We start from the raw sequence: 24,418 nt of genomic DNA on the forward strand, positions 1-24,418 counted from the left end.
CTAGGGAGAAGTGAAATGACAAAGCATTGGAAATTAAAAGAGATTGTTCTCATGTCCGTATTAGGTGTCGTCTTCGGGATCATTTACTTGGCATTCTTTCTTGTTGGTCAAGGGATTCGTAATATGCTTGCTCCATTTGGTCTCGCACCGTTTGGATATGAGGTTATTTTTGGCATTTGGTTTATTGTTTCCATCCTTGCAGCTTACATCATCCGGAAACCGGGTGTTGCCTTTACAGCTGAGCTTATCGCGGGTGTTACCGAAGTATTATTAGGAACTGCCGCAGGACCCGGACTTATTTTAGCAGCTGCAATTCAGGGCCTCGGAGCAGAGTTTGCTTTTGCAATAACAAAATGGAAGGATTACCGTTTACGCATTTTAATTCTTTCCGGTGTCTTTGCAGCCATTTTTAGTTTTACTTGGAATTTATTCTCCTCCGGAAACATTGCATTAGCTCCGGAATTACTTATCGCAATGTTAACAGTTCGCATCATCAGCGGCGCCCTTCTTGCGGGTGTTCTAGGTAAATGGCTGAGTGACCAACTCGCAAAAACTGGAGTACTTCGGGGTTACGCCTTAGGAAAGGAGTTACAGAAGAAACGTGAAAAAGGAGCAGCTTAATCGATTACTTCAGGTAGAAGGTTTTTCATTTGACTATGAAAGTTTAGATAAACCATTACTCAATCAGCTAAACTTTTCCTTAATGGATAAGGAGACGACTCTCCTTATCGGTTCAAGCGGTTCCGGGAAAAGCAGTCTATCTTTATGTTTAAATGGATTGTATCCGGAGGCGGTTGAAGGTGTTTCTTCCGGCAACATCTATTACCGAGGGACAAATATACAAGACTACCAAAAAGGAGAGCTCAGTCAGTTGATTGGCATTGTCTTTCAAGACCCGGAAAGTCAATTTTGCATGATTACCGTAGAGGACGAGCTTGCTTTTACATTAGAAAACAGAAAAATTGCCCCTTCCGAAATGCCTGAGCGCATTTCGGAAGCGTTATCTGTCGTTGGAATGGACGGTTTTCAAAAACGAAAGATCCATGAGTTATCGGGGGGACAAAAGCAGAAAATTGCTTTAGCAGCTGTTCTTTTACTAGAACCAGAGCTATTGATTTTAGATGAACCTACGGCAAATTTAGATCCGGTTTCCCGAATAGAATTCATCCAATTAATTAAGCACATCCAAGCAAAACAAAAATTAGCTGTGTTTATCATTGAACACCAACTCGAGGATTGGCTCGATGTTGTCGACCGTCTTCTTGTTTTAGGAAAACAGGGTAAAATCATTGCGGATGGCAGTGTAACATCCATCTTTTCAGATCATCATTCTTTATTAAAAAAGGAAGGCGTATTTTTACCAAGGCAGTATTCTAACGCTGAAGATTCCTATCCAACTTACGCTGAATCCCCTCCTCGAATCAAGCAAGATGTTCTGATAACGATTAAACAGATGGGCTTTCACCGCAAAAAACACACTATTTTACAAGATATAAATTTAGAAATACACCGCGGGGAATTCATCGCAATTGTTGGAGAAAACGGCGCTGGCAAATCTACCTTACTGCAATTAATGGCTAGGTTGTTAACTCCTCAAAAAGGAACAATAATTTTTCACGATAAATTGATGGATCAGTGGGAGGAAAAAGAGTTGCGAAAGAGAATAGGATATGTTTTTCAAAATCCAGAGCACCAATTCATTACGGACACTGTATATGATGAATTAACATTTGGAATGAAATTGAATGGATGGACAACAGCTGAATCAGATACTGCTGCAACGGCACTTTTAAAGCAGTTCCATTTAGAAAAACATAAATACAGTAATCCCTTTTCCTTAAGCGGCGGACAAAAACGCCGCTTAAGTGTTGCAACGATGCTGGACGAAACACCTGATATTTTGTTTTTTGATGAGCCGACATTTGGCCAGGATGCTAAAACTACAGATGAATTGATGTATATGATTGAAGCCCTGAGAAAAAATGGAACGGCCATCGTCTTCGTCACCCATGATATGGACATTGTGGACACAGTTGACCGCGCTATCGTCTTGTATCAGCAGCATATTCATTATAATGGCGAGCCGGAAAGTCTTTGGAAGCAAGCTGATTTGCTGGAAAAAACTCGATTACGTTTGCCTTACCGGATTCGAGTACTTCATAAAGAAGGTGTAAGCCTTGATCTCGTCCATTAATCCAACAATCAAAGCATTTGCCATCTTCATTCCAGGCATTTTGCTCAGTTTTACATTCGATATGTTTACACCGCTTGTTTATTTTTTATTTATTCTTATTGTGACATTTACAATGAGCGACATCCCCTTCCTAAAATGGCTTAAGATTTTCAGTCCATTTCTGCTTGTTGCGCTTAGTTTCGCCTGGATGACCATTCTATATACGAATCAAACCTTTTCCTATGGTGAAGTTTTATTTACCCTTTTCGGAATCGAGATTACAAGGGGTAGTATGATAACAGGAATCAGTCTCGCCTTACGTTCTCTTTGTTTCGTGTGCTTGTCGATTCTCTTTGCTTTAACGACGAACTCGACTAAATTCATGCTGAGCTTGATGCAGCAATGCAAGGTTCCACCGAAAATAACATATGGTATTCTAGCCGGATATCGCTTTTTACCGATGTTCCGTGAAGAACTACAAATCTTAAGACAAGCTCATCGTATCCGCGGATTTAGCAGAACGAAAGGGCTAAAAGGAAGATGGAATCAATTCCGCAGATATTCTATTCCATTATTAGCAAACGGAATTCGGAAAGCAGAACGGGTTGCTATTGCAATGGAATCAAAAGGTTTTACAGGGGATACCGACCGCACGCACTATCATGAAATGGACGTCTCAGTTAGAGACTGGCTCTTTTTTACACTTATCGTCGGTGTATTTTTTATTACCGTCGCTTTCTCTTATTCTCTAGGGTACTTAAATATATTTGGAAAGCAGTTTTAAAAAGGATCTATATAGTGAGACTTCAATCCGTGGGGTCATCCCCTACTTATTGTTAGTTAAACGGATCCGGGAATTAGCGTCCGTTATCCCCCCGCCTAAACTATCTCGAAATGACCTGAAGCTTTCAGCTGGGAATTTTACGGAATGTTAGACCGGGATGAATACTCTCTACCCAACTATTCCTACTTGACTAATTGGATTTATTATATTAAGTTATTGATGTCAAGTTAAATAAACATAATGGGGGAAATTTCAGTGAAAAGAATCAATTGGGGATTATTCATATTATTAATTGGATTACTTATCCTTACTGCTTGCAATTCGAATGACGATGCTGCAAGCACAACAGAAGATACTGAAAAAGTTCAAATTGTAGAAGATACAGTTCTTGAAGCAGAACAACCGGAACTGGCACCACAATTATCGATCAATCGCGGGAATACAGTTGTTGTAGGGCTTCAAGAGCCTGGTGGAATCTTCACTCCGTACTTCAATACGAGCGGTTACGATGGTAACGTACAATCCGTCATGTTCACACCATTAATTGAAGTAAATGAAAGCGGTGAGCCAATTCCTGGACTTGCTGAGTCTTGGGATATTTCTGATGACGAACTAACCTATACATACCATCTCCGCGATGACTTGAAATTCGATGATGGTACGCCATTAACGTCGGAAGATGTGGCTTTCACGATAACACTTCTGCATGATCCAAGTTATGCTGGAGGAACAGATATAACGAAAGCGAATGTCGTTGGCGGGCTTGATTATAAAGAAGGTGACGCGGAAGAAATAGCTGGAATAAACATTATTGATGATCAAACGATTGAAATAGAAACTGAAGAAGTAAATGCACAATCCCTCCGTCTCTTAGGCGGGCAAGTGCTAAAGAAAGATTACTATGGAGAAGGTTATGAGAAAGGAAACATCGATTATATCCGTGATCTCCATTTAGAACCAATCGGAGCTGGACCATTCCGGTTCGTCGAATATAAACCAGGTCAGGAAATCCGTTTTGAGGCAAATGAACATTATTACGATGGTAAACCAGATGTCGATACGTTCATTTATAAAACAACAGAAGGAGATTCCACACAATTCTTCCAAACAGGAGAAGTTGATTACAGTGGATTCACTGCAAATGCGGATAACTTCGAATTATTACAGACTCTCGGGTTTGCTGATATAAACCTTTATACATCAACAGCTTATAGCTATATTACATTCAACCATGACAGTCCTATTCTAGCAGATCCTAAAGTAAGACAGGCGCTTAATTACGGTTTAGACCGTGAAACAATTTTAAATGTCTATGCTCAAGGATATTCTGAAGTAGCGAACGTTCCGGTTGCGCCAGTTTCCTGGGCTTATACCGATGAAGTAGAAGGCTTCCCATATGATCCCGAAAAGGCTAAAGAACTTCTTGAGGAAGCCGGCTGGGTTGAAGGGTCGGATGGCATCCGGGAAAAAGATGGTGAGAAACTATCACTCTATTATTTCTCTAGCTCAGGAGGGTTATCTGACACCTTAGTACCGATTGCCCAAGAGAATTACCGTGAAATTGGTGTGGAATTCCAAGTAGAATTAATGGACTTTAACGCATTACTAGCGAGAGTGGAGCAGGGTGACCACGACTTGGCTTCCTTTTCGACAACGATGCAAACTGATCCATATCACGGAGTCGAAATCTTCCATTCGGAAAACACATCTGTAACAACCCAAGGATATGCGAGTGAAGAAATCGATGGATTAATTGAAGCAAGTGTTGCAACAAACGATATTGAAGAACGAAAAATAGCCTACCACGAACTATATCAAGCACTAGAAAATGATCCGCCTTTAATTTTACTTGGGTACAATAAAGTACTCTCTGCAAGTAATTCCCGTGTAGATGGATTTACTCCAAATGGCTTCCGCGGAATTACGCCAAGCTTGCCGAATTTACAAGTCGTTGATGTGAATCAATAATTGAATAAATGATAATGAATGAAAAGGGAACAAAAGCATCTGAGTTATTGCGGATGTTCCTTTTTCATGTTTAAACAGAAATTAAAGAGGAGGGTCAACACGGTGAACAGCTATTTTATAAAACGAATTCTTTACTTAATTCCTACTTTAATAGGTGCATCTATCTTAATCTTTTTCCTTTATTCACTCATTCCGGGAGATTATGTTGATACGGACCCTAATTTAACAGCCGAAAGAAAAGCGGAACTGAAGGAATTATATGGACTAGACCAACCAGTCATTACCCGATATTTCACATGGGTAGGAAATCTATTTCAAGGTGATTTAGGATACTCCTTACAATTTCAACGACCTGTAACCGAAGTGCTTGGCAATTACATATGGAGTTCATTTTTCGTTGCCTTAGCTTCCTTAATTATCACCTGGTTCTTAGCAATTATCATTGGAGTTATTTCAGCAACCCGGCATTATTCTCTCTTTGATTCTACCGTTACTTTCCTTGTATTTGCTGCGATGGCAACCCCATCATTCTTCCTTGGGTTAATTATGATTAAGTTCTTTGCTGTTGATTTAGGCTGGTTCCCGGCCGGCGGAATGATTACAACAGGAAGTAACTTTACTGGATTGGAGTATTTTAAAGACTTAGCAGAACATATGATACTGCCAGTCCTTGTATTAGTCATGCTGAGTGTTGGAGGATTAACACGATACTTCCGGACAAATATGCTTGAGGTTGTCAGACAGGACTTTGTACGAACAGCACGGGCAAAAGGATTAAAAGAGCGGGTCGTAATTTTCAAGCATGCGTTCCGAAATGCCATGCTACCGGCGATTACATTGTTCGCTTTTGAACTGCCTGCCCTTTTCAGTGGAGCAATCATTACAGAGCAGATATTTAATTGGCCAGGAATCGGTGCCATTTATATGCAAGCCTTTACTGTACGTGATTATCCGTTATTAATGGGCTTTACGATGTTTATTGCAGTGTTGACCGTCATCAGTAATTTAATAGCCGATTTATTATACGGCGTTGCGGATCCGCGCGTCCGTTTGAAATAGGAGGGTGACAAATACATATGGAAGAAACTACAGTTCAAACAGAACATATGGCCAAATACAGGAAATCCAACTTATGGAAACAAGTTTTCCGCCGTCTAGTGAAAAATAAAATGGCTATGACAGGATTAGGTTTTCTCATTTTCATCTTTGTTTTTTGTATGATAGGCCCTTTTTTCTCACCATATGCCAATGGTGGTGTTGATGCGATAAATATTAATCAGCCACCTAGTGCAGAGCATTGGCTCGGTACAGATGCTTTAGGAAGAGATGTGTTAACTAGACTAATGGAAGCTGGGAGAATTTCTCTTACAGTTGGTCTTGGTGCAATGGTGATGTCTGTTTTTATCGGGACACTACTTGGTGTTCTTGCTGGATTTTACCAAGGTATCGTTGACCAGATTATTATGCGGACTGCCGATGTCTTAATGACGATTCCAGGACTCCCTCTCCTCTTCATTATGGCAGCTGTTATGTCAGAGTGGAAAGTCCCTGCAGAAAACCGACTCTATATCGTGATGGTTATGTTAAGTATTGTCGGTTGGTCTGGACTGGCACGATTAGTAAGAAGTCAAATTCTGAGTTTAAGAGAGCGTGAATATATGCATGCTACCGAATCCCTTGGACTTCGGGACAGAAGAAAGCTATTTGTCCATTTACTTCCAAACATTGTTCCTCTCCTTATCGTAGTTGGAACATTAAGTGTTGGTGGTGCAATTTTGAGCGAATCGGTATTGAGTTACTTTGGGTTAGGAGTCGTCCCTCCTACCGCATCCTGGGGAAATATGATTAATGCCGCCAACTCCTTAATTGATTTCCAGAACCGACCTTGGCTCTGGATTCCACCTGGAGTTGCCATATTTCTAACAGTAATTAGCATTAATTTACTTGGAGATGGATTACGAGATGCAATTGATCCAAAAATGAAAAGTAGGTGACAACAATGTCTGATAACACAATTCTTGATGTAAAAAAACTCAGCACACATTTTTTCACAGAAAATGGTGTTGTTAAAGCAGTTAATGATGTAAGTTTTAGTGTTTCTGAAGGGCAAACAGTTTGTATTGTTGGAGAATCAGGCTGTGGAAAAAGCGTAACTGCTATGTCAATTATGGGGTTAATCGAAGACCCACCAGGTAAAATTGTCGATGGTGAGATCTTGTTTCAGGACAAAGATCTAATTCACGCATCAAAGAAAGATCTGAGAAGACTTAGAGGAAATGATATTTCGATGATTTTTCAGGAGCCAATGTCTTCCTTAAATCCCGTTTTAACGATTGGTGAACAAATTACAGAGCCATTGTTTGAACATCGATTACTAACAAAAAAGCAAGCAAAGCAAGAAGCAATTAAATTGATTGAGCTTGTTGGCATCGGACGCAGTAATGAGATCTTCCATTCCTATCCGCATCAATTAAGCGGAGGAATGCTGCAGCGAATTATGATTGCAATCGCTCTAAGTTGTGATCCACTGCTTCTCATTGCAGATGAGCCGACAACTGCACTTGATGTAACAATTCAGGCGCAAATTTTAGAGTTACTAAAAGAAATTAAAGAAGAACGCAATATGTCGATGCTCCTTATCACCCACGATTTAGGAGTTGTTGCAGAAGTTGCCGATTACGTCGTCGTCATGTATGCAGGTAAAGTAATTGAGCAAGGTTCTGTTTTGGATATTTTCAAAGACCCGAAACACCCTTACACACAGGGTCTACTGCAATCAAAGCCTGTTTTAAACCAACGGAAAAAGCGTCTATACTCCATTCCTGGTCAAGTACCTAATTTAATTGATTTAAAGCCGTCCTGTTACTTTTACGACCGATGTGAACACCGAATGAGCATATGTGGCGGTAGTATACCGGAGAAAATGGAAGTAGATGATAATCATCAAGTTGCCTGCTGGCTATATGAGAAAGAAGAGGTGAGAACGTGATGGATCAAAAAGAACTTTTAGTCGAAGTAAAAAACTTAAAGAAACACTATAAAGATTCATCCCGATCTCTTTTCAAACGAAATCAATCCGTTGTTAAAGCAGTCGATAATGTCAGCTTTACAATAGAAGAAGGGGAAACATTCGGCCTTGTTGGCGAGTCTGGAAGTGGAAAAAGCACAATAGGAAGAAGTATATTACGATTAACGGATATAACGGATGGAGAAATACTTTATAAAGGAAAGAGCGTTCATCAGCTATCCAAACAAGAATTGCGCGAACATCGGAAAAGCTTCCAATTTGTTTTTCAAGACCCTTTTAGTTCTCTAAATCCTCGTATCCGGATAGGCGATGCAATTGGAGAAGCCTTACTAGATCATGGCTTAGCCACGAAAAAGGAAATCCGTGAGAAAGTATTAGAAGTATTAAACCTTTGCGGACTTGCTCCTTATCATATCGACCGTTTTCCCCATGAATTCAGTGGAGGACAACGCCAGCGGATTGGGATCGCCCGGGCAATTATTATGGATCCAGAATTCATTGTAGCTGATGAACCAGTGTCTGGATTAGACGTGTCGATTCAGGCACAGATCATTAATTTATTTAGTGATCTCCAGGAAAAGAAACAATTAACCTACCTCTTTATTTCTCATGATTTGAGTGTTGTAGAACATATCGCAACAAAAGTTGGTGTACTTTACCTCGGCACACTGATGGAGTTAGGTTCACGAGACGAAATATATGAAAATCCTTTACATCCTTATACGAAGTCATTACTTTCCGCTATTCCAATTCCTGACCCAACAGTGAAACGTGAGCGGATTGTTTTACAAGGTGATGTGCCGAATCCAGCCAACCCACCAACGGGTTGTAAATTCCATACCCGTTGCCCATTTGCAAGGGAGAAATGTAAAACAATCGTTCCTGAGTTTAAAGAAGTCGAGGCAAATCATTTCGTTGCTTGTCATCTAGTATAAGCTAGTATAAGACACTCTGATTGCTATTAATTGCTATTCAAGAATAAGGAGCAATTAGGGTGTCTTTTCCCATAACGATGCAAACTCCCCTCATAGATTAGCTTTAACTATGTTAGCCCTTCCAAATCGTGCGGCTTGATGAATGCTAACGATTTATTTAACTCCACACTTTCACTCTGCTGCAGGACAACAGCAACAAACTGGGAACAGTAAAAGGCATTCTCTCTATTTAATGGAATATTAAATAGAATTACAATCAAGCCTAACCTATTATAACGGTAGTCCTCCTTCCGATTGTCTAGCGTATGGATAGACTTCCGCATGCTCTCATAAGCATGCTCACTTACGTTTAAACGGTAAATAACACGAGTTGCTTCTTTATAAGTTGATCTAAATATTTCATGAAAAGTTTTCCTTGAAATTATGCCTTGTAGGGACTTTATTAGACACAATCGGCCGTAATTCGGGATAGATGTCTATTAGAAGAGCTCTATTAGACACTTCAGCTCTGAATCCTTGTAAAATGTCTCATAGAAGGATTCTAACGGGCAAAATGAGCAACATAACTTGCTAATAGATGGATTAGCTCCCATACAGATGTGAAAAACCTAAGTTTAACGTATAATAGAATAATATTTTGGTTGTCCTTCCTAATAGACTGGCAACTAATCCTTTTTCTATCTACGCTTCACATAGTGCGTTGAATATAAATAAGCATCCTCCGATTTAGAATAAGGCAATAACGTTTTTCTAGATTTCCCCCATGATTTGTAAATAGTTAAAGAAGTTTTTAAATTTTGTTTGCTAGCAAACTTCTGCAAGCATTTTAATGTATGATTTAACTTTTCTGTGGTATCCGACATAACACGTTCTAAATAAGCTATTCTATTAAAGCGTCAATCTTCCACATTCTTTTAGGTTAGTCTATTCATTTTAACCAATAATCCAATTGGAATAACAAAACCTTTTTCTTTTAATAATTCTGAAGCATGACAATAAACATTGGCTTTTATCTTTTTCTTACTCATTTGACACGCTCTTTCTCTATGTTATCTTCTAGCTAAACTTATATTATCAAAATGAATACTTTTCATTCCATCAAAGAACGTATATTTATTGCGTAAAACATCGATAAGACTGTCATTATTGCGAGACAGTTCCTTTAAATAATACTTCGAAAAGTAAAGCCTACTTATAATTTCATCTTCATTTTGTGTAGCAGTTCCATGACCCGGTACAAGTACCCGGATCAAGTGATCTTCTAAAATCCGTTCAGCCGTTCTGATCGTCTCTACATAATCTTTATAACTGCTAAAAACAAATGGAAATTCTACATCAGATAAATAATCACCCGCAAGAAATATTCCATATGGCTCGATCACTGTAAACAAACTATCCTTTGTGTGACCCGGCGCAAGATAAAATGTTAAAGTAACTTCTCCTAACTGTAATGTTTGCGCGTCTTGGGATACAATAATATCCGCTGATGGATAGATTGGTTTATAATTGCGCTTCAAATAATACTTTTGATCAAACGCTTCTATCTCCTGCAATACTTCCTCTTTATTTAGGTTATGATGAAGTGTCCGTGTAGCGATGACCTTTGCCTCTGGGAAGGCTCCTGCGCCGATGATATGGTCGAAATCGCTATGGGTATAAATAATATATAATTGCCGATCACCTATCATTTCATCAACATGATGTTTAATTGTTTCAATTTCTTTCGGAAGCCATGTCGGATCCGTCATAATTACTGCTTTTTTCGTTTGAATAATGGCCGTTGTCGTCATGTAGAGAGCACTTTGGAAAATAGTGATATGTTGGTTTTGGAATTGGATCATAGAATCCTCCTCAAAAGTATTAATGAAAAATAGCCCAAATGAAAAAACTCTCATTTGGGCACTCCCATTATTTCTTAAACTTTCCATTAAAAATAAAATTCTCTAATGGCATGCGTTGGTTCGGTTGTTCACGTTCTTGTAATACTTCAGGCAGTTTTCCTTTCTCATCCTGATAGCCAATCGCGACGAGCGCTTCTATATTGTACTCATCCGGAATTTCAAGTATGTCCCGGGCTTTATCGAAGTCAAAGCCTGTCATCGGATGGGTAATCAGTCCTTTCTTATTCGCTTGAAGGGCTAAGAAAGCCCAAGCTGCTCCTGTATCAAATGAATGCGATCGGACCACATTCCCGTCCTTTTCTTTTTTAGAAACAATCATTGCTAATACCGGTGCCTTTGTACACCAACCTAAATTACCCTCATAAATGAAGGAATGGTACACTTCCCGCTCTTCAGCTGTCTTTGCAAGAATGAATCTCCAAGGCTGAAAATTGAATGCAGAAGGTGCCCAATGGGCAGCCTCAAATAAAGTTAACAATATATCTTCTGGCACCTCTTTTTCCGAAAATGAGCGGGGCGACCAGCGTTCAAGAAACATCTCATCAATAGTATACTCGGACATTCTGTACTTCTTCGTTTCAGTCATAACCATTATGTATTTCCTCCTTCACCCCCCTTATTATACAAATAGACCAAGCATTTTAGAAATCATTCGTCTACTTACACGAAAGCTGTGACATATAATGGAAATCCCTCCCCTATTTCAATGCATAACATTCCCCAAAAAGCCCTACCCTAAGAATGTCGTCGAATATTAGAGGTAAAAGTAGAATGATTTAAAGGATTTAAGAGAAAATAGGAGAAATGAGCCAAAAAACGGGTATATACTTTATAAAGTATATACTCTACATTCTAAATCAACGTAAATAAGAACACACAATGTTTGAGTTAATGATTTTATATGCGTATAGTTGTTAGGTAGATTATTTTTATGGATAAAAAGATACAGATGGGCATCGTATGCTTCGTATATCAACAAAAAATTAGACAAAGAGGTGAAAGAATGCCGATTATTGAAGTTAAAGACTTAACGAAAGTATTTGGAAGAAACACGAAACAAGCATTAAAACTTCTAGACGACGGCCGCACAAAAGAAGAAATTTTAAAAGAAACAGGTGCAACGGTCGGAGTGAATCGCGCAAGTTTCTCTGTAGATGAGGGAGAAATATTTGTTATTATGGGACTTTCAGGAAGTGGTAAATCAACACTTGTCCGATTGATCAACCGCCTGATTGAACCAACACAAGGAAATATTTATATTGAAGGGGAAGACCTTTCAAAAATGGATAAAAACCAGCTAAGGGAAGTTCGCCGCGAAAAATTAAGTATGGTCTTCCAGAAATTCGGACTATTTCCGCATCGAACTGTATTGGAGAACGCTGCTTTCGGCTTAGAAATTCAAAAAGTCGATAAAGAAGAAAGGGAAAGACGAGCTACAACCGCACTTGAAATGGTGGGACTTGGCGGATACGTGGAACAAAAGCCAGGCCAGCTTTCCGGCGGGATGCAGCAACGTGTTGGTCTTGCACGGGCTCTCACGAATGATCCAAAGGTACTTCTAATGGACGAAGCTTTCTCAGCACTTGATCCCCTTATCCGTAAAGAGATGCAAGATGAACTTATCCAATTACAATCTAAAATGAAAAAGACAATTCTATTTATTACACACGATTTAGATGAGGCGCTGCGCCTAGGTGACCGAATCGCATTAATGCGGGACGGGAACATCGTACAAATCGGTACACCGGAAGAAATTTTGGTTAACCCGGCAAATGATTATGTAGAGAAATTCGTTGAAGATGTTGATAAATCGAAAGTATTAACGGCCCACCATATCATGAAGCGTCCTGAAACCATTCAAATTGAACGACATGGTCCGCGGGTAGCCCTCGAACGAATGCGTGAAGAAGGTATTTCAAGCATCCTCGTGACAGATAGAAATCGTAACTTACAAGGTTATGTAACAGCAGATGACGCTTCAAAAGCGCGAAATGAAGATGTTAGAGATTTAAATGAAATTATTCGTACGGATATACCGAAAGTAGATAAAGATACACCTTTACAGGATATCTTCTCTATCATCTATGACTCCCAGACTCCTGTAGCTGTTGTCGAGGACGGGGAGCTATTAGGCATTATTGTGCGCGGTGCTGTCATTGCCGCACTTGCTGGAGAAGGAGAGGTGACAAATGGTGCTTAATGTTTCAAGTATCGTACCAAGAATTCCTGTGTCAGAAAGTGTTACCGATGCTGTTCGCTGGATAACAGATAAATTTTCTTTCTTGTTCAACCCAATTAAAGAACACTTCGGTAATCTCATGGAATTCATTTCTGAAACTGTATTGATGAATATTCCGCCGTTCGTACTTATCCTGATTGTTGCAGTTATTGCCTTTTTCATAACTGGGAAAAAATTCGGTCTTGCTGCTTTCTCTATTGTTGGACTTTGGTTTGTATATAACCAAGGCTACTGGGATCAGATGATGAATACAATCACGCTCGTCATCGTAGCGAGTCTACTTTCCATCATCATTGGAGTTCCGGTTGGAATTTTAATGTCGAAAAGTAAAATTGCTGAAACAATCATCACGCCAGTTCTTGACTTTATGCAGACAATGCCTGCCTTTGTTTATTTAATCCCTGCGGTAGCCTTCTTTGGAATCGGAATGGTGCCAGGTGTAATTGCTTCGTTAATTTTTGCAACACCACCTACCGTACGTTTTACAAACTTAGGTATCCGTCAAGTGTCTGCTGAACTAGTTGAAGCTGCGGATGCGTTCGGAAGTACTGGTTCACAAAAACTATTTAAAGTAGAGCTCCCAATGGCACGTCCAACCATCATGGCTGGCATTAACCAGACAGTAATGTTATCATTATCTATGGTGGTTATCGCATCAATGATAGGGGCACCTGGTCTTGGTAGAGAAGTACTATCTGCCTTACAGCGTTCACAAGTAGGTCCAGGATTCGTATCCGGTGTAGGAATCGTTATTCTGGCAATTGTCATCGACCGTATGACACAGAACTTAAGTAGAGAGAAAAAAGATTAAAATTAATGGTACCTTTTCTAAGGGAAAGTTTCCATAAATAGTATTAATTTTTATAAAGGAGAGTTGTATAATATGAAGTTCAATTGGAAACGTCTAGGCCTTGTATTTGGATTATCTACAGCATTATTTGCTGCAGGCTGTGGTGCTGGAGATGATGAATCAAGCACGGATGCAGGTGACGATGCAGCAGGTTCTTTAGAAGGTGAAGTTGAACTAACTTATGTAGAATGGGATACGGAAATCGCATCTACACACGTTGTTGGTAAAGTCTTAGAAGACTTAGGATTTGATGTAACATTAACTCCACTTGACAATGCTGTTATGTGGGAAGCTGTTGCGAATGGTGAAGCAGACGGAATGGTTGCTGCTTGGTTACCTGGAACTCACGAAGCTCAATTTGAAAACTATGGTGATCAAGTAATTGATCTTGGTCCTAACCTAGAAGGTGCGAAAATTGGCTTAGTTGTTCCGAGCTATATGGAAGCTGACTCTATCGAAGACTTATCAGATGAAGCTAACCAAACCATCACTGGTATCGAGCCAGGTGCTGGAGTAGTTGCTGCTTCTGAACGTGCTGTAGAAGAATATGATAACTTGGATGGCTGGGAAGTTCAAACTTCTTCAAGTGGTGCCATGACTACGGAGTTAAGAACCGCTTATGAAAATGAAGAAGATGTTATTGTAACTGGTTGGTCTCCACACTGGAAATTCCAAGCATTCGATCTGAAATATCTAGAGGATCCACAGGGTGTTTTCGGTGATGCTGAAACAATCAACACAATGGTACGTGAAGGTCTAGAAGAAGATCTTCCAGAAGTCTATCAAGTTCTTGATAACTTCTACTGGACTACAGATGATATGGAAGAAGTCATGCTTGAAATCTCGGAAGGTACAAGCCCTGTAGAGGCTGCTGCAGCTTGGGTTGAAGAGAACCAAGATAAAGTAAACGAATGGACAGAAGATATTGAATAGGTAAGAGAACAAAGGCGCAAGCGCCCGTTTAGCAACGTACAAACTGGAGCACTCTGGAATGAGATAAAGGAAACAGGGCGACGTAAGGAGCCGATGTTGACTTATTGATTGGAGGAGTGTGAGGTTTGTCAGTTGCTGGGCGCTGGAGCCGGACGTGGCTATCGCTTGGAACTCAAGTTATCCACAACATTTTTGCTTTATAGTTTCCTATGTAATAGAAAAAGGGACTGGTATAATTATTACCGGTCCTTTTTTGTTGAAAAAATAGATTGATTTTACTATAGAACACTAGTTCTGTTTGTGATATACTTGCGTTACCCCCAAGTGGAAAGGGGGTGGACCTATGGAGGTATTGGCAATAATAGTAGCTTTCCTTGCACTAGTAACCGCAGTGGTTAATCTCACATCCGCTCTACTAAACGCAAGAAAAAAGAAAGACCATCGCTCGGGCAAGCGATAGTCAGCTATTATGGGCAAGGGGATCAATCCCCTTGCCTCCTCCATATTCTATTTTAAATATAACCGATTTATGCATGAATAGCAACAATTAGAAGCTCCATCAAACACATTAATACGAACGTGGCAGTCCTAACACATGTTGACCGAGATATGCTAAAATCATATTGTTATGGACTGGAGCAATTTGATACATTCTTGTTTCCCTGAATTTCCGCTCGACATCATACTCATCGACAAAACCATTCCCACCAAATGTATTCAAGCAGACATTCGCTGCTTCCCAGCTCGCTTCACTCGATAACAATTTCGCCATATTTGCCTCTTCTCCGCACTGCTTGTTATTATCAAACTTCTTCGCCGCTTCATACCGAAGAAGATCAGCAGCTTTAATCGCAGCATATGCTCTTGCAATTGGGAATTGAACCCCCTGATTCTCACCAATTTTACGATTGAATACTTCACGCTCCCTCGCGTACTCCACTGCTTTATCGATAAAGAAATAGCCATCTCCAATCGTTTCTGCTGCCAGTAGAATTCTTTCTGCATTCATCCCATCTAACACATATTTAAACCCTTTTCCTTCTACTCCAATTAGAGTATCATGCGGGATTTTCATATCTTTATACCAAACCTTGTTCGTTGCATAGTTGAACATGGTGCGTACCTGTTCGATGATGAGAGCATCCGGTTGATTTTTTCTAATATCACGTAAATCTACAAGAAAGAGACTGATCCCGTCTGATTTCTTCTTCACTTCCTCTAATGGTGTCGTGCGGGCAAGAACAAGTAGTAAATCCGATTGTTGAATGCGACTCGTCCAGTTCTTATGACCGTTCATGATGTAACCGTCTCTCGTTTTTTCAGCAAAAGTTTTTATCGCTGTTGTATTCGATCCAGCTTCCGGTTCAGTAATCGAGAACGCCTGTAATCGAATCTCCCCTTTTGCAATACCTGGAAGATACTTTTCCTTTTGCTCTTTACTCCCATGACGCAGGACTGATCCCATTGTATACATTTGGGCATGGCAAGCAGCTGCGTGACCACCTGCACGGTGAATCTCTTCTAAAATAATTGTTGCCTCTTGAAGACCGTAACCTTTCCCACCGTATTCTTCCGGAATTAAGACAGAGAGATACCCAGCCTTCGTCAGCGCATCAACGAACTCATAAGGATATTCCCGTGGTTCGTCGAGTTTTCTCCAATACGCATTCCCGAAAGACTCACATAATTCCCGTACATCTTTACGCAATTGTTCCCTTTCTTCCCCGCTTAATTGAATTGGCTTATGCAGCTCTTTTATTTCTGCCATTCTATTCGTCCCCTTTTTTAACCTTTTCTTGCTCAAGCACTTTGTTCAATAACGTATTTTCCTTTTTTGGTGCATCGTCACGTTTATAAATCATAAAGGTACGCTTGAATGTAATTACAATTTCTCCCCGCTGATTATAACCACTTGTTTTCACGTTAACGATTCCAACATTTGGTCGGGATTGGGATTCACGTTTACTTAGTACTTCAGAATACGAATAGATTGTATCTCCTTCAAATACAGGATTCGACAGGCGGACTTCATCCCAGCCGAGATTAGCCATCGCATTTTGTGAAAGATCTGTTACAGACTGTCCCGTAACTAGTGCAATTGTAAAAGTCGAATCCACCAACGGTTTACCGAATTCTGTTTGCGCGGAATAATATTCATCAAAATGAATTGGATTCGTATTTTGCGTGAGAAGCGTCATATAAATGTTATCCGTTTGGGTGACGGTTCTCCCGAGTGGGTGCGGATAAATATCTCCGACTTCAAAGTCTTCATAAAATCTGCCATTCCAACCTTGTTTTACTGTCATGTCTTTCTCCTCCATCAACCTATATTTATTTGTGTAATTCCTCTTGTTTGATCCCTATTTCTTCTAGTATTTTCTCCGTATGTTCACCAAGTGCCGGGATTGGTTTCATCACCGCTTCCATCCCAGCAATCACAGCGGGAGGTTTCAACGCGTCAATCGTTCCATTCGGCGTCTCTACTTGTTCCCAGCGGTCTCTTGCTTTGAGTTGAGGATGTTCAAAGAAGTCTTTCATCGTATTCAAACGAGCATTTGCAACCTTTGCTTTCTCTAGTCTATCGATCACTTCGCTCGAGCCAAGCGCATCGAAAGCCCTTTCAATAATTTCTTTCAATTCTTCCCGATTCGCTGAACGATCCGAGTTCGTGCTAAATCTAGAATCTTTATTAAGTGTGGGATCCTTCACAACTAAATCACAGAAATGCTTCCACTCCCGCTCATTTTGTAAGCCGATGAATACCGTCTTCCCATCACCACAAACAAACGGACCATACGGATAAATTGTCGCATGACTTGCTCCAGAGCGTTTTGGCTCTTCTCCCCCATAAGCTGCATAGTAAGCGGGATAACCCATCCATTCACCTAACGCTTCGAGCATGGATACATCAATCACTGCACCTTCCCCTGTTTTCTCCCGGTTCAATAAGGCAGTTAAAATCCCAGTATAAGCGTACATTCCAGCAGCAATATCCGCAATGGAAATCCCGGCTTTTGAAGGGTTATCCTCACTGCCCGTAATCGAAACGAGTCCCGCTTCACATTGCACGAGCAAGTCGTAAGCTTTTTTCTGCTCGTACGTGCCGCCCTTTCCATAACCGGAAATACTGCAAACGATTAGTTTTGGATGTTTCTTCACTAATACTTCCGGAACGAATCCCATTCGTTCTAATGCACCCGGGGCTAGATTCTGAATGAGCACATCTGCTTTATCAAGCAAACGATCGAGCACTTCTTTTCCGTACTCAGACTTTAAATCAAGTTCAATCGATTCTTTGGAGCGATTCGTCCAGACAAAATGACTCGACATCCCATTTACCGTCGTGTCATAGTTCCTTGCAAAATCTCCTACTTCCGGACGCTCCACTTTAATTACCCTTGCCCCGAGATCAGCTAATTGCCTGCTCGCAAAAGGGGCTGCAATCGCTTGTTCAAGGGCTACTACCGTAATTCCTTCTAAAGGAAACATTATAATTCTCCTCCCATTCGTCTTATACTGTTCGCTTTGCATAAGCGAGTAATCTTCTTGCTCGTTCTGCAATGGGTACGTCAATCATCTTCCCGTCCAGTTGAATAGCTCCTTCCCCTTTATCTATCGATGCAGTGTATATTTCAACAATACGCTTTGCCTCATCAATCTCCTTTTGTGTTGGAGAAAAGATATGGTTTACGATGTCAATCTGTTTCGGATGGATAAGCAATTTTCCTTGAAATCCAGCCTGCTTACTTACGATAGTTGCTGCCTCGAGTCCCGCTTCATCATGGAAATCTGGATAAACCGCATCAACTGGTGCTGCTTTTTTAGCTGCCGCAGAAGCTACTACAAGTTTAGAGCGCGCATAGTTTAATGCGGTTTGCGCCGAATCTGCTTCAAGATTCAATTCAAGCATGTAATCTTCTGCTCCAAAACAAAGGCAAAGAATCCGCTCACTGGATCCTGCTATTTCTGAGACATTTTCTATTCCCTTCGCTGTCTCTATTAAAGGAAGAAGTACCAAAGTTCCCTTTTTAATCCCATGCTTCACTTCCAATTGCCCAAGTAAATAATCTGCAATTAAGACATCATCCCGGCTGTTCACTTTTGGCAACATAAGCCCGGTAAGTTCCGCAGAGACGATTCCATGTAAATCGTCTACAAAGTAATTTGTGTCTAGTCCATTTACGCGCACGATATTTACCTGATGATTTGCTTTTGTCATTGTTTCTTTTACTTTTAATCTTGCTAGCTGTTTATCTTCATCTGGTACGGCATCTTCTAAATCATATATAATGACGTCCGCTTCCAAATCAATCGCTTTTCTCAAGTGCTTATCCCGATTTCCCGGAATAAATAGCCATGACCGGTACATATAATCAACTCCTTTTCCCCACTAAAGTATACGTTTACATTAAATTTATTGGATAATGGATATTGGATACAATTTATTTTAAAGGAAGTTCACATGTTTGTAAAGAGTTTTCTAAATAATTATGTAAAGAGTGCAAAAAAATAACTATCAGTTCACTTGCAAGTGGACTGATAGTCTACGCCTGTTTCTCATCCAAATATTTAACGAGTTCCATTCCTGTTCGGTGGATATGTTCTACAAGATATTCCGCAGCACCTTCAGTATCATTTTCTAAAATAGCCTGTACAATTTTTTCATGCTCTTTATTGGATTTCTCCATTTGGCCAGGGATAACTAATGGTGTATCTTGAGCAAGCCCTCGTGAGATGGTATTAATGAAGCCTAGCAATCGTGGACTCTCGCAGCTACTCGTTAACAAATTATGGAATTCCTTATTCAGCTCGATATATTCTTCGGTCGTCGCTCCTATCATGGAATCATGATACTGCTTAATGAGTTTCCGATCTTCTTCTGTAAAATACTGCATGCTCTTTTTTAATGCCATAGATTCCAGCACGGAGCGAAGTTCATAGATTTCTTCTACATCTTCTTTTTCCAATACCCGTACGACTGCTCCTTTATGTGGTTCCATCGTGACTAGTCCTTCTATTTCCAATGTGCGGAGCGCTTCTCTAATCGGCATCCTGCTTACACCAATCATTTCTGCGAGCTCTGTTTGCACAAGCCGCTCTCCTGGTTCAAAGTCACCTCTTAATATAGCACTCCTTAAAATACTACAAACCTGGTTATGTAACATTTCTCTATTACCAATTTGCAGATTCTTATGTTTAGACATTCTAACGTCCCCTTTACGCGAGCATCATTTATCTAAATTGTATCGCAGGACGGAAGGAAAATGAAGTAAAAAGTTGAAAGCAGGCGTTTTTACTGCGCCCGCTTCCGACTCTTGTCAACCTTACCTCTTTTTCTACACAATATAAAAACCGGCAATTTCCATATTCTCATTTATGGTCACTTGGAATGTCGCATCTGCATCATTAAAGACTCCTTTAATTAATATTACTTCGTAGCCATCGCCAGATTCGGTCTGGTCATACTCAGAAGCAATGAATTCTCCGAGTTGCTCTTCCAGGCTCCCCCATAATTCTTGGAGCTCTTCCGCTCCTATTTGTTCAGCCATTGTGTCATCAAAGTTTTCCGTTGCTTCTGCGTACTGCCCTTCACTCAACTGGACAATGAATTCCTCTGCTACGGCAACTGTCTCATCAGTTGTAGCATTTGCACTCTCATCCGTCACCTGTTCCTCTGGTTGCACCGTGTCTTCGTCTACCGGTCCCTCTGCTTCTTCCCCTCTGCTGCAACCTGCTAAGAACAAAATTGCTACGATAGATAAAAACATTACTGTCCGAAATCTTTTCATCAATTCTAGTCCACTCCTTAAATTAATGTGATTGCTTAAATATCCATTCGCCGATATCTTGGATCACTTCTTCATCCACTTGATTTGGGATCTCATATTCAGCAAGGGTTCCCTTTCCAGCTCCTTCGTATGCTATGAAAAAATGATTCAACCCTGGATAACTGATGAACGTCACACCCTCGTGTTTTTCCAAAATTTCTTGCCAACGTTTATAGTCCTTATCATAGAAAACTTGGAAATCGTCTTCACCTTGTAAAATGAGTAGCGGCTTCTCCTGATCTTCAACAAGTTCGGGAATATTATATTCAGCCATTTCTTTTAAATAATAGCCATCGATACCAAACAATGTTAGCTCTTTCGCTTCCTCATCCGTCATCGTTTGCAGACTTTTTGCCTTCTCATACTCTTCTTCCACGAAGATTCGTTGTTCTTCCTGTTCCTTTTCATCTGCTATAATGTCTTCTATCAAGTTGCGATTCTGATCATAAATAATCTCCCATAAAGGCCGAGGTGACCCAGCAAGAATGATGAAGCCAGAAAAATCCCCACCTTCTGCATCGATGCGAGGGGCAAGCATCCCACCTAGACTGTGGCCAGCCAAGAAAACATGCTGTTCATCAATACGTGAATCGGTTTTAATTAATTCAGCAGCTCGAATCGCATCCTCCACCGTCTCTTCATACACCGTTAGATTGTCTAACCCCTCTGCCATCTCGTTGCCATAAGTAAAGGTGCGCTTATCATACCGAATAACAGCGATTCCCTGCTCAGCAAGTCCCCAAGCAATGTCACGGAACGGTTTATAGGCAAAAGCTGATTCATCCCTGTCTGACGGTCCTGATCCATGAACAAGTACGACAGCCGGAAGTTCCTCTTTTCCATCTTTAGGTAAGGTGAGCAAGCCGCCAAGTTCATATTCCGTACCTTCACCAATAATAATTTCTTCTTCCATAATCGAACCCGGTAATTTTTCCGTTATAAATCCATCTGATAAACTCAATCCTACTAAACGCATCCCTTCATTAAAAATCAGGCGGATATCAAATGTGGCCGCTGTATACTCAAGACTCGCTTCCACAACATCCAGATTTTCCGTGCGCCGCTCAGCTTGTAGAGCGCTCACTTCAACAAAATCTCCATCTGTTACCTTTTCTTCCCAATCACTAGAAAGTTCAGCGACCGACAGGGATTCTTGTAATTCACTAGAAAACCATGCTTCATATAGTTTGTCATACTCCCTTCCTTGTAATAAACCTATCACTTCTTCCCCAGCTTCTTCAACTGTGAGGGTGGTCTGATTATCCTTTGTACAACCTGTTAATAAAACTAGGAAAACCAAGCAGCCCAACATCAGCCAATTTATACGCATGGACGTTACCTCCATTATGTATGTTTTTTCACTTGTATTACGGAGCAATTAGTAAAAAGTTTCACTTCTCATTCACTAACAACAACCTATTTGTTCAATAATTCACTTACTTAAGTTACATAAGTTCCGTTAGTTATATAATATTTTCATTCATCGACTTCTGTAATACACTTTAATTGCAAGGAGAACAAGTAATTTATTCGTGTAATCATATGTGAAATTAATCACAATTAATTTTATTTTTTACACTATATTGTGAATCATTGAGCATAAAATAAGGAGGAATTTTTTATGGAAGTACTAGAAATTATGAAAACAACATTAACGGATATGAACATCGTCAGTGCGATTACATCTACAATCTTCATTATATTACTCGGCTTCTTCTGCCGGAAGAAAGGTATATTCAATGATCAGGTCGGTAAGCTGCTTTCCAAAGTAGTATTAACCGTTGCGCTCCCTGCACTTGCATTCAATTCATTCATGCAGGATATAAACAGGGAATCCCTTGCAGAAGGAATGAACATCCTCATCTGGGGACTCGTCATTTACATCATTCTCATTTTTGCAACGAAGCCAATGTATATGAAGTTTAAGGAAGACAAAGAAACAACTTTACGTGTTCTCACCATTTTCGGCTCAACAACATTTTTCGGAATCCCGATTGTTGGGGCAATCTACGGAGCAGAGGGTGTATTGTACGCATCCATTTTCAATATCGGTTACCGGATCTTCCTTTACTTTTACGCCTACATCAAGATGAGCGGATTGAAAATGGAAATGAAAAATATTAACGAAATGTTCCTTAATCCCATTGTCATTGCAACATTTGCTGGTTTATTCATCTGGATTACGCAAGGCTCCCTCCCTCAAGTCGCTCATGCAGCAACAGAAGGAGCAGCGTCACAAGCAGCATTTTTACGACTGGATCAGACAGCAATCTGGCTCCATAAGCCAATTTCATTCCTGGCCGGCTTAGCTTCACCGCTTGCCTGGCTATCGATTGGCGCAACACTAGGTTCGGTTAAATTCAACACAGCTCTAACAGACCGGACATCTTGGATATACAGTATCAATAAAGTTATTCTCGTACCATTAATCAATATCGTGTTACTCGCGATTCTACAGATGACAGGCATTCTGTCTATGAGTGCAGTCTGTGTCGGAGTTGTTGTCATCATGATGGCAACACCAACAGCAACTGTCGCAACGGCTTATGCAATCAGCTTTGATAAAGACGCAGTGCTGGCATCCAATGCTTCCCTGCTGTCGACCATCACCGCCGTTGTTATGATTCCCGTATGGATCATCGTTCTTAACTTAATTAGTTCATTCAATTTGTTTGGTTGATGTAAGGAAAGCAGATTTATCTAAAAAAATCATGATAAAGGAGAAATGCAATATGGTTATTAAAGTGGTTTGCTACGGAGTTAGAGAAAACGAGGTTGCTTATTTCCATAAATTAAATAAATATAACTTTGAACTAACATTAATTGAAGATTTACTTACCCATGACAATATTGAAACGACGCGAGGAATGGATGCAGTTCTCCTGCGCGGAAATTGTATCGCCGATAGAAAAAATATTGCCATGATGAATGAATATGGTGTGAAATACTTGTTCACCCGAACAGTAGGCTTTAACCATATCGATCTACAAGCAGCAGCAGATTATGAACTTGATGTTGCAAGAGTCCCTTCGTATTCTCCAAATGCAATTGCCGAACTTGCACTGACCCTTGCGATGTCCCTGTTAAGACATACAGCATACACGACAAACCGGACAGCAGACGGTAACTTCATGGTAAACAGTGTCATGTTCAGTAAAGAAATCAGAAATTGTAAAGTTGGAATCATCGGTACAGGTAAAATCGGTCTCACAGAAGCAAAGTTATTCAAAGGGCTCGGAGCAGAAGTACTCGGCTATGACATCTATCAGAGCGAGGAAGCAAAGGAAGTCGTCACATTCAAAGAAATGGATGAATTGCTCCAAGAAAGTGATATCGTAAGTATCCATGTCCCTTATTTTCCTGGTAAAAATGATAAGATGATCAATGACGCATTTATTTCAAAAATGAAAGACGGTGCAATTCTCATTAATACAGCCCGCGGGGAACTCCAGGATAACGAGGCCATCCTCCGTGCAATTCAAAGCAATAAGCTCGAAGGATTCGGCACAGACGTCCTTCCAGGCGAGGAAAGGATTTTCTTCAAAAACTTTAACGGAGAAAAAGAAGCGCTTGATGCGACGGTTCAAGAACTGATAAATTTATATCCGCGAGTTCTCATTACACCACATATCGGTTCCAATACAGATGAAGCACTATCTAACATGATTGAAACAAGCTTTGAAAACTTCAACGACATGCTTACAACCGGAAGAACAGAAAATGCGATTCCTTTGCCAGAGAAAAACAGGCTTAGTTCTTAATAAGGTAAAAGGACTCAA

At 40.3% G+C, this 24,418-nt stretch carries 23 protein-coding genes; 13 read left to right on the top strand and 10 right to left on the bottom strand.

Annotated features, from left to right (window positions below; genetic code table 11):
• The first annotated feature begins 15 nt into the window (after positions 1-15).
• From L3V42_RS08710 to L3V42_RS08745, 8 genes are all read left to right on the top strand, one after another.
• On the top strand, positions 16-621 hold the full coding sequence (locus L3V42_RS08710; RefSeq protein ID WP_238471783.1) for an ECF transporter S component: 606 nt from the start codon (positions 16-18) through the stop codon (positions 619-621).
• On the top strand, positions 602-2,194 hold the full coding sequence (locus L3V42_RS18510) for an ABC transporter ATP-binding protein (protein ID WP_238471784.1): 1,593 nt from the start codon (positions 602-604) through the stop codon (positions 2,192-2,194). The genes L3V42_RS08710 and L3V42_RS18510 overlap by 20 nt, the downstream gene beginning before the upstream one ends.
• Complete coding sequence (locus L3V42_RS08720) at positions 2,178-2,957, top strand: energy-coupling factor transporter transmembrane component T family protein (RefSeq protein WP_235762868.1); 780 nt, start codon at positions 2,178-2,180, stop codon at positions 2,955-2,957. Before L3V42_RS18510 ends, L3V42_RS08720 begins: the two co-directional genes overlap by 17 nt.
• A gap of 240 nt (positions 2,958-3,197) precedes the next feature.
• On the top strand, positions 3,198-4,925 hold the full coding sequence (locus L3V42_RS08725) for an ABC transporter substrate-binding protein (protein ID WP_235762869.1): 1,728 nt from the start codon (positions 3,198-3,200) through the stop codon (positions 4,923-4,925).
• Positions 4,926-5,027: 102 nt separating this feature from the next.
• Positions 5,028-5,984 (top strand): ABC transporter permease, encoded by a 957-nt coding sequence (locus L3V42_RS08730; RefSeq protein WP_235762870.1) that lies wholly within the window; start codon positions 5,028-5,030, stop codon positions 5,982-5,984.
• A 17-nt stretch (positions 5,985-6,001) separates the two neighbouring features.
• The gene (gene opp4C / locus L3V42_RS08735) at positions 6,002-6,919 is read left to right on the top strand and encodes an oligopeptide ABC transporter permease (RefSeq protein WP_235762871.1); all 918 of its coding nucleotides are present in this window, start codon (positions 6,002-6,004) and stop codon (positions 6,917-6,919) included.
• 5 nt (positions 6,920-6,924) lie between these two features.
• Positions 6,925-7,914 (top strand): ABC transporter ATP-binding protein, encoded by a 990-nt coding sequence (locus L3V42_RS08740; protein ID WP_238471785.1) that lies wholly within the window; start codon positions 6,925-6,927, stop codon positions 7,912-7,914.
• Positions 7,914-8,888, top strand: coding sequence for an ABC transporter ATP-binding protein (locus tag L3V42_RS08745; protein WP_238471786.1), 975 nt, complete (start codon positions 7,914-7,916; stop codon positions 8,886-8,888). The genes L3V42_RS08740 and L3V42_RS08745 overlap by 1 nt, the downstream gene beginning before the upstream one ends.
• Before the next feature lie 107 nt (positions 8,889-8,995).
• Here L3V42_RS08745 and L3V42_RS08750 read toward each other — a convergent pair whose 3' ends face one another.
• The 3 genes from L3V42_RS08750 to L3V42_RS08760 form a co-directional block, all read right to left on the bottom strand.
• Entirely contained in the window at positions 8,996-9,211 is a 216-nt protein-coding gene (locus tag L3V42_RS08750; protein WP_238471787.1) for a hypothetical protein, read from the bottom strand.
• Positions 9,212-9,937: 726 nt separating this feature from the next.
• Entirely contained in the window at positions 9,938-10,729 is a 792-nt protein-coding gene (locus L3V42_RS08755; protein WP_235762874.1) for an MBL fold metallo-hydrolase, read from the bottom strand.
• A gap of 67 nt (positions 10,730-10,796) precedes the next feature.
• Positions 10,797-11,375, bottom strand: coding sequence for a nitroreductase family protein (locus tag L3V42_RS08760; RefSeq protein ID WP_439651880.1), 579 nt, complete (start codon positions 11,373-11,375; stop codon positions 10,797-10,799).
• A 417-nt stretch (positions 11,376-11,792) separates the two neighbouring features.
• Between L3V42_RS08760 and L3V42_RS08765 the strand changes: the two genes are divergently transcribed.
• The 3 genes from L3V42_RS08765 to L3V42_RS08775 all read left to right on the top strand — a co-directional run bounded on the left by L3V42_RS08765 (position 11,793) and on the right by L3V42_RS08775 (position 14,811).
• The gene (locus tag L3V42_RS08765) at positions 11,793-12,989 is read left to right on the top strand and encodes a quaternary amine ABC transporter ATP-binding protein (RefSeq protein WP_238471789.1); all 1,197 of its coding nucleotides are present in this window, start codon (positions 11,793-11,795) and stop codon (positions 12,987-12,989) included.
• Positions 12,979-13,839 carry an ABC transporter permease gene (locus tag L3V42_RS08770; protein WP_235762877.1) on the top strand — a complete coding sequence of 287 codons (861 nt, stop codon included), beginning with the start codon at positions 12,979-12,981 and terminating at the stop codon, positions 13,837-13,839. Before L3V42_RS08765 ends, L3V42_RS08770 begins: the two co-directional genes overlap by 11 nt.
• A 72-nt stretch (positions 13,840-13,911) precedes the next feature.
• Positions 13,912-14,811 (top strand): glycine betaine ABC transporter substrate-binding protein, encoded by a 900-nt coding sequence (locus L3V42_RS08775; protein WP_238471790.1) that lies wholly within the window; start codon positions 13,912-13,914, stop codon positions 14,809-14,811.
• 568 nt (positions 14,812-15,379) lie between these two features.
• Here the strand turns inward: L3V42_RS08775 and L3V42_RS08780 are convergent.
• From L3V42_RS08780 to L3V42_RS08810, 7 genes are all read right to left on the bottom strand, one after another.
• The gene (locus tag L3V42_RS08780) at positions 15,380-16,579 is read right to left on the bottom strand and encodes an acyl-CoA dehydrogenase family protein (protein ID WP_238471791.1); all 1,200 of its coding nucleotides are present in this window, start codon (positions 16,577-16,579) and stop codon (positions 15,380-15,382) included.
• Position 16,580: 1 nt separating this feature from the next.
• The gene (locus L3V42_RS08785; protein ID WP_238471792.1) at positions 16,581-17,117 is read right to left on the bottom strand and encodes a MaoC family dehydratase; all 537 of its coding nucleotides are present in this window, start codon (positions 17,115-17,117) and stop codon (positions 16,581-16,583) included.
• 25 nt (positions 17,118-17,142) lie between these two features.
• On the bottom strand, positions 17,143-18,300 hold the full coding sequence (locus tag L3V42_RS08790) for a CaiB/BaiF CoA transferase family protein (RefSeq protein WP_238471793.1): 1,158 nt from the start codon (positions 18,298-18,300) through the stop codon (positions 17,143-17,145).
• A 22-nt stretch (positions 18,301-18,322) separates the two neighbouring features.
• Positions 18,323-19,180 carry an HpcH/HpaI aldolase/citrate lyase family protein gene (locus tag L3V42_RS08795; protein ID WP_235762882.1) on the bottom strand — a complete coding sequence of 286 codons (858 nt, stop codon included), beginning with the start codon at positions 19,178-19,180 and terminating at the stop codon, positions 18,323-18,325.
• Positions 19,181-19,355: 175 nt separating this feature from the next.
• Positions 19,356-20,015 carry a GntR family transcriptional regulator gene (locus L3V42_RS08800; protein ID WP_235762883.1) on the bottom strand — a complete coding sequence of 220 codons (660 nt, stop codon included), beginning with the start codon at positions 20,013-20,015 and terminating at the stop codon, positions 19,356-19,358.
• A gap of 132 nt (positions 20,016-20,147) precedes the next feature.
• Positions 20,148-20,600: a DUF3887 domain-containing protein gene (locus L3V42_RS08805; RefSeq protein WP_235762969.1), complete on the bottom strand. Its 453-nt coding sequence runs from the start codon at positions 20,598-20,600 to the stop codon at positions 20,148-20,150.
• Positions 20,601-20,622: 22 nt separating this feature from the next.
• Positions 20,623-21,969, bottom strand: a complete 1,347-nt coding sequence (locus L3V42_RS08810; RefSeq protein ID WP_238471794.1) for an alpha/beta hydrolase — start codon at positions 21,967-21,969, stop codon at positions 20,623-20,625.
• Between the two features lie 291 nt (positions 21,970-22,260).
• Between L3V42_RS08810 and L3V42_RS08815 the strand changes: the two genes are divergently transcribed.
• Positions 22,261-23,319: an AEC family transporter gene (locus L3V42_RS08815; protein WP_238471795.1), complete on the top strand. Its 1,059-nt coding sequence runs from the start codon at positions 22,261-22,263 to the stop codon at positions 23,317-23,319.
• 52 nt (positions 23,320-23,371) lie between these two features.
• A complete protein-coding gene (locus L3V42_RS08820; protein WP_238471796.1) occupies positions 23,372-24,400 on the top strand; it encodes a 2-hydroxyacid dehydrogenase in 1,029 nt (342 codons plus the stop codon).
• The last annotated feature ends 18 nt before the right edge of the window (positions 24,401-24,418 follow it).

Origin of the sequence: Oceanobacillus alkalisoli (genome assembly GCF_022213125.1) — a bacterium.
Classification (GTDB): domain Bacteria; phylum Bacillota; class Bacilli; order Bacillales; family Amphibacillaceae; genus Oceanobacillus; species Oceanobacillus alkalisoli.

What these genes read in the sequence shown, in the direction of transcription:
- L3V42_RS08710 (WP_238471783.1), top strand. Translation starts at nt 16, where the DNA reads ATGACAAAGCATTGGAAATTAAAAGAGATTGTTCTCATGTCCGTATTA.
- L3V42_RS08725 (WP_235762869.1), top strand. Translation starts at nt 3,198, where the DNA reads ATGGGGGAAATTTCAGTGAAAAGAATCAATTGGGGATTATTCATATTA.
- opp4C (WP_235762871.1), top strand. Translation starts at nt 6,002, where the DNA reads ATGGAAGAAACTACAGTTCAAACAGAACATATGGCCAAATACAGGAAA.
- L3V42_RS08740 (WP_238471785.1), top strand. Translation starts at nt 6,925, where the DNA reads ATGTCTGATAACACAATTCTTGATGTAAAAAAACTCAGCACACATTTT.
- L3V42_RS08745 (WP_238471786.1), top strand. Translation starts at nt 7,914, where the DNA reads ATGGATCAAAAAGAACTTTTAGTCGAAGTAAAAAACTTAAAGAAACAC.
- L3V42_RS08750 (WP_238471787.1), bottom strand. Translation starts at nt 9,211, where the DNA reads ATGCGGAAGTCTATCCATACGCTAGACAATCGGAAGGAGGACTACCGT.
- L3V42_RS08755 (WP_235762874.1), bottom strand. Translation starts at nt 10,729, where the DNA reads ATGATCCAATTCCAAAACCAACATATCACTATTTTCCAAAGTGCTCTC.
- L3V42_RS08760 (WP_439651880.1), bottom strand. Translation starts at nt 11,375, where the DNA reads ATGACTGAAACGAAGAAGTACAGAATGTCCGAGTATACTATTGATGAG.
- L3V42_RS08765 (WP_238471789.1), top strand. Translation starts at nt 11,793, where the DNA reads ATGCCGATTATTGAAGTTAAAGACTTAACGAAAGTATTTGGAAGAAAC.
- L3V42_RS08770 (WP_235762877.1), top strand. Translation starts at nt 12,979, where the DNA reads ATGGTGCTTAATGTTTCAAGTATCGTACCAAGAATTCCTGTGTCAGAA.
- L3V42_RS08775 (WP_238471790.1), top strand. Translation starts at nt 13,912, where the DNA reads ATGAAGTTCAATTGGAAACGTCTAGGCCTTGTATTTGGATTATCTACA.
- L3V42_RS08780 (WP_238471791.1), bottom strand. Translation starts at nt 16,579, where the DNA reads ATGGCAGAAATAAAAGAGCTGCATAAGCCAATTCAATTAAGCGGGGAA.
- L3V42_RS08785 (WP_238471792.1), bottom strand. Translation starts at nt 17,117, where the DNA reads ATGACAGTAAAACAAGGTTGGAATGGCAGATTTTATGAAGACTTTGAA.
- L3V42_RS08790 (WP_238471793.1), bottom strand. Translation starts at nt 18,300, where the DNA reads ATGTTTCCTTTAGAAGGAATTACGGTAGTAGCCCTTGAACAAGCGATT.
- L3V42_RS08795 (WP_235762882.1), bottom strand. Translation starts at nt 19,180, where the DNA reads ATGTACCGGTCATGGCTATTTATTCCGGGAAATCGGGATAAGCACTTG.
- L3V42_RS08800 (WP_235762883.1), bottom strand. Translation starts at nt 20,015, where the DNA reads ATGTCTAAACATAAGAATCTGCAAATTGGTAATAGAGAAATGTTACAT.
- L3V42_RS08805 (WP_235762969.1), bottom strand. Translation starts at nt 20,600, where the DNA reads ATGAAAAGATTTCGGACAGTAATGTTTTTATCTATCGTAGCAATTTTG.
- L3V42_RS08810 (WP_238471794.1), bottom strand. Translation starts at nt 21,969, where the DNA reads ATGCGTATAAATTGGCTGATGTTGGGCTGCTTGGTTTTCCTAGTTTTA.
- L3V42_RS08815 (WP_238471795.1), top strand. Translation starts at nt 22,261, where the DNA reads ATGGAAGTACTAGAAATTATGAAAACAACATTAACGGATATGAACATC.
- L3V42_RS08820 (WP_238471796.1), top strand. Translation starts at nt 23,372, where the DNA reads ATGGTTATTAAAGTGGTTTGCTACGGAGTTAGAGAAAACGAGGTTGCT.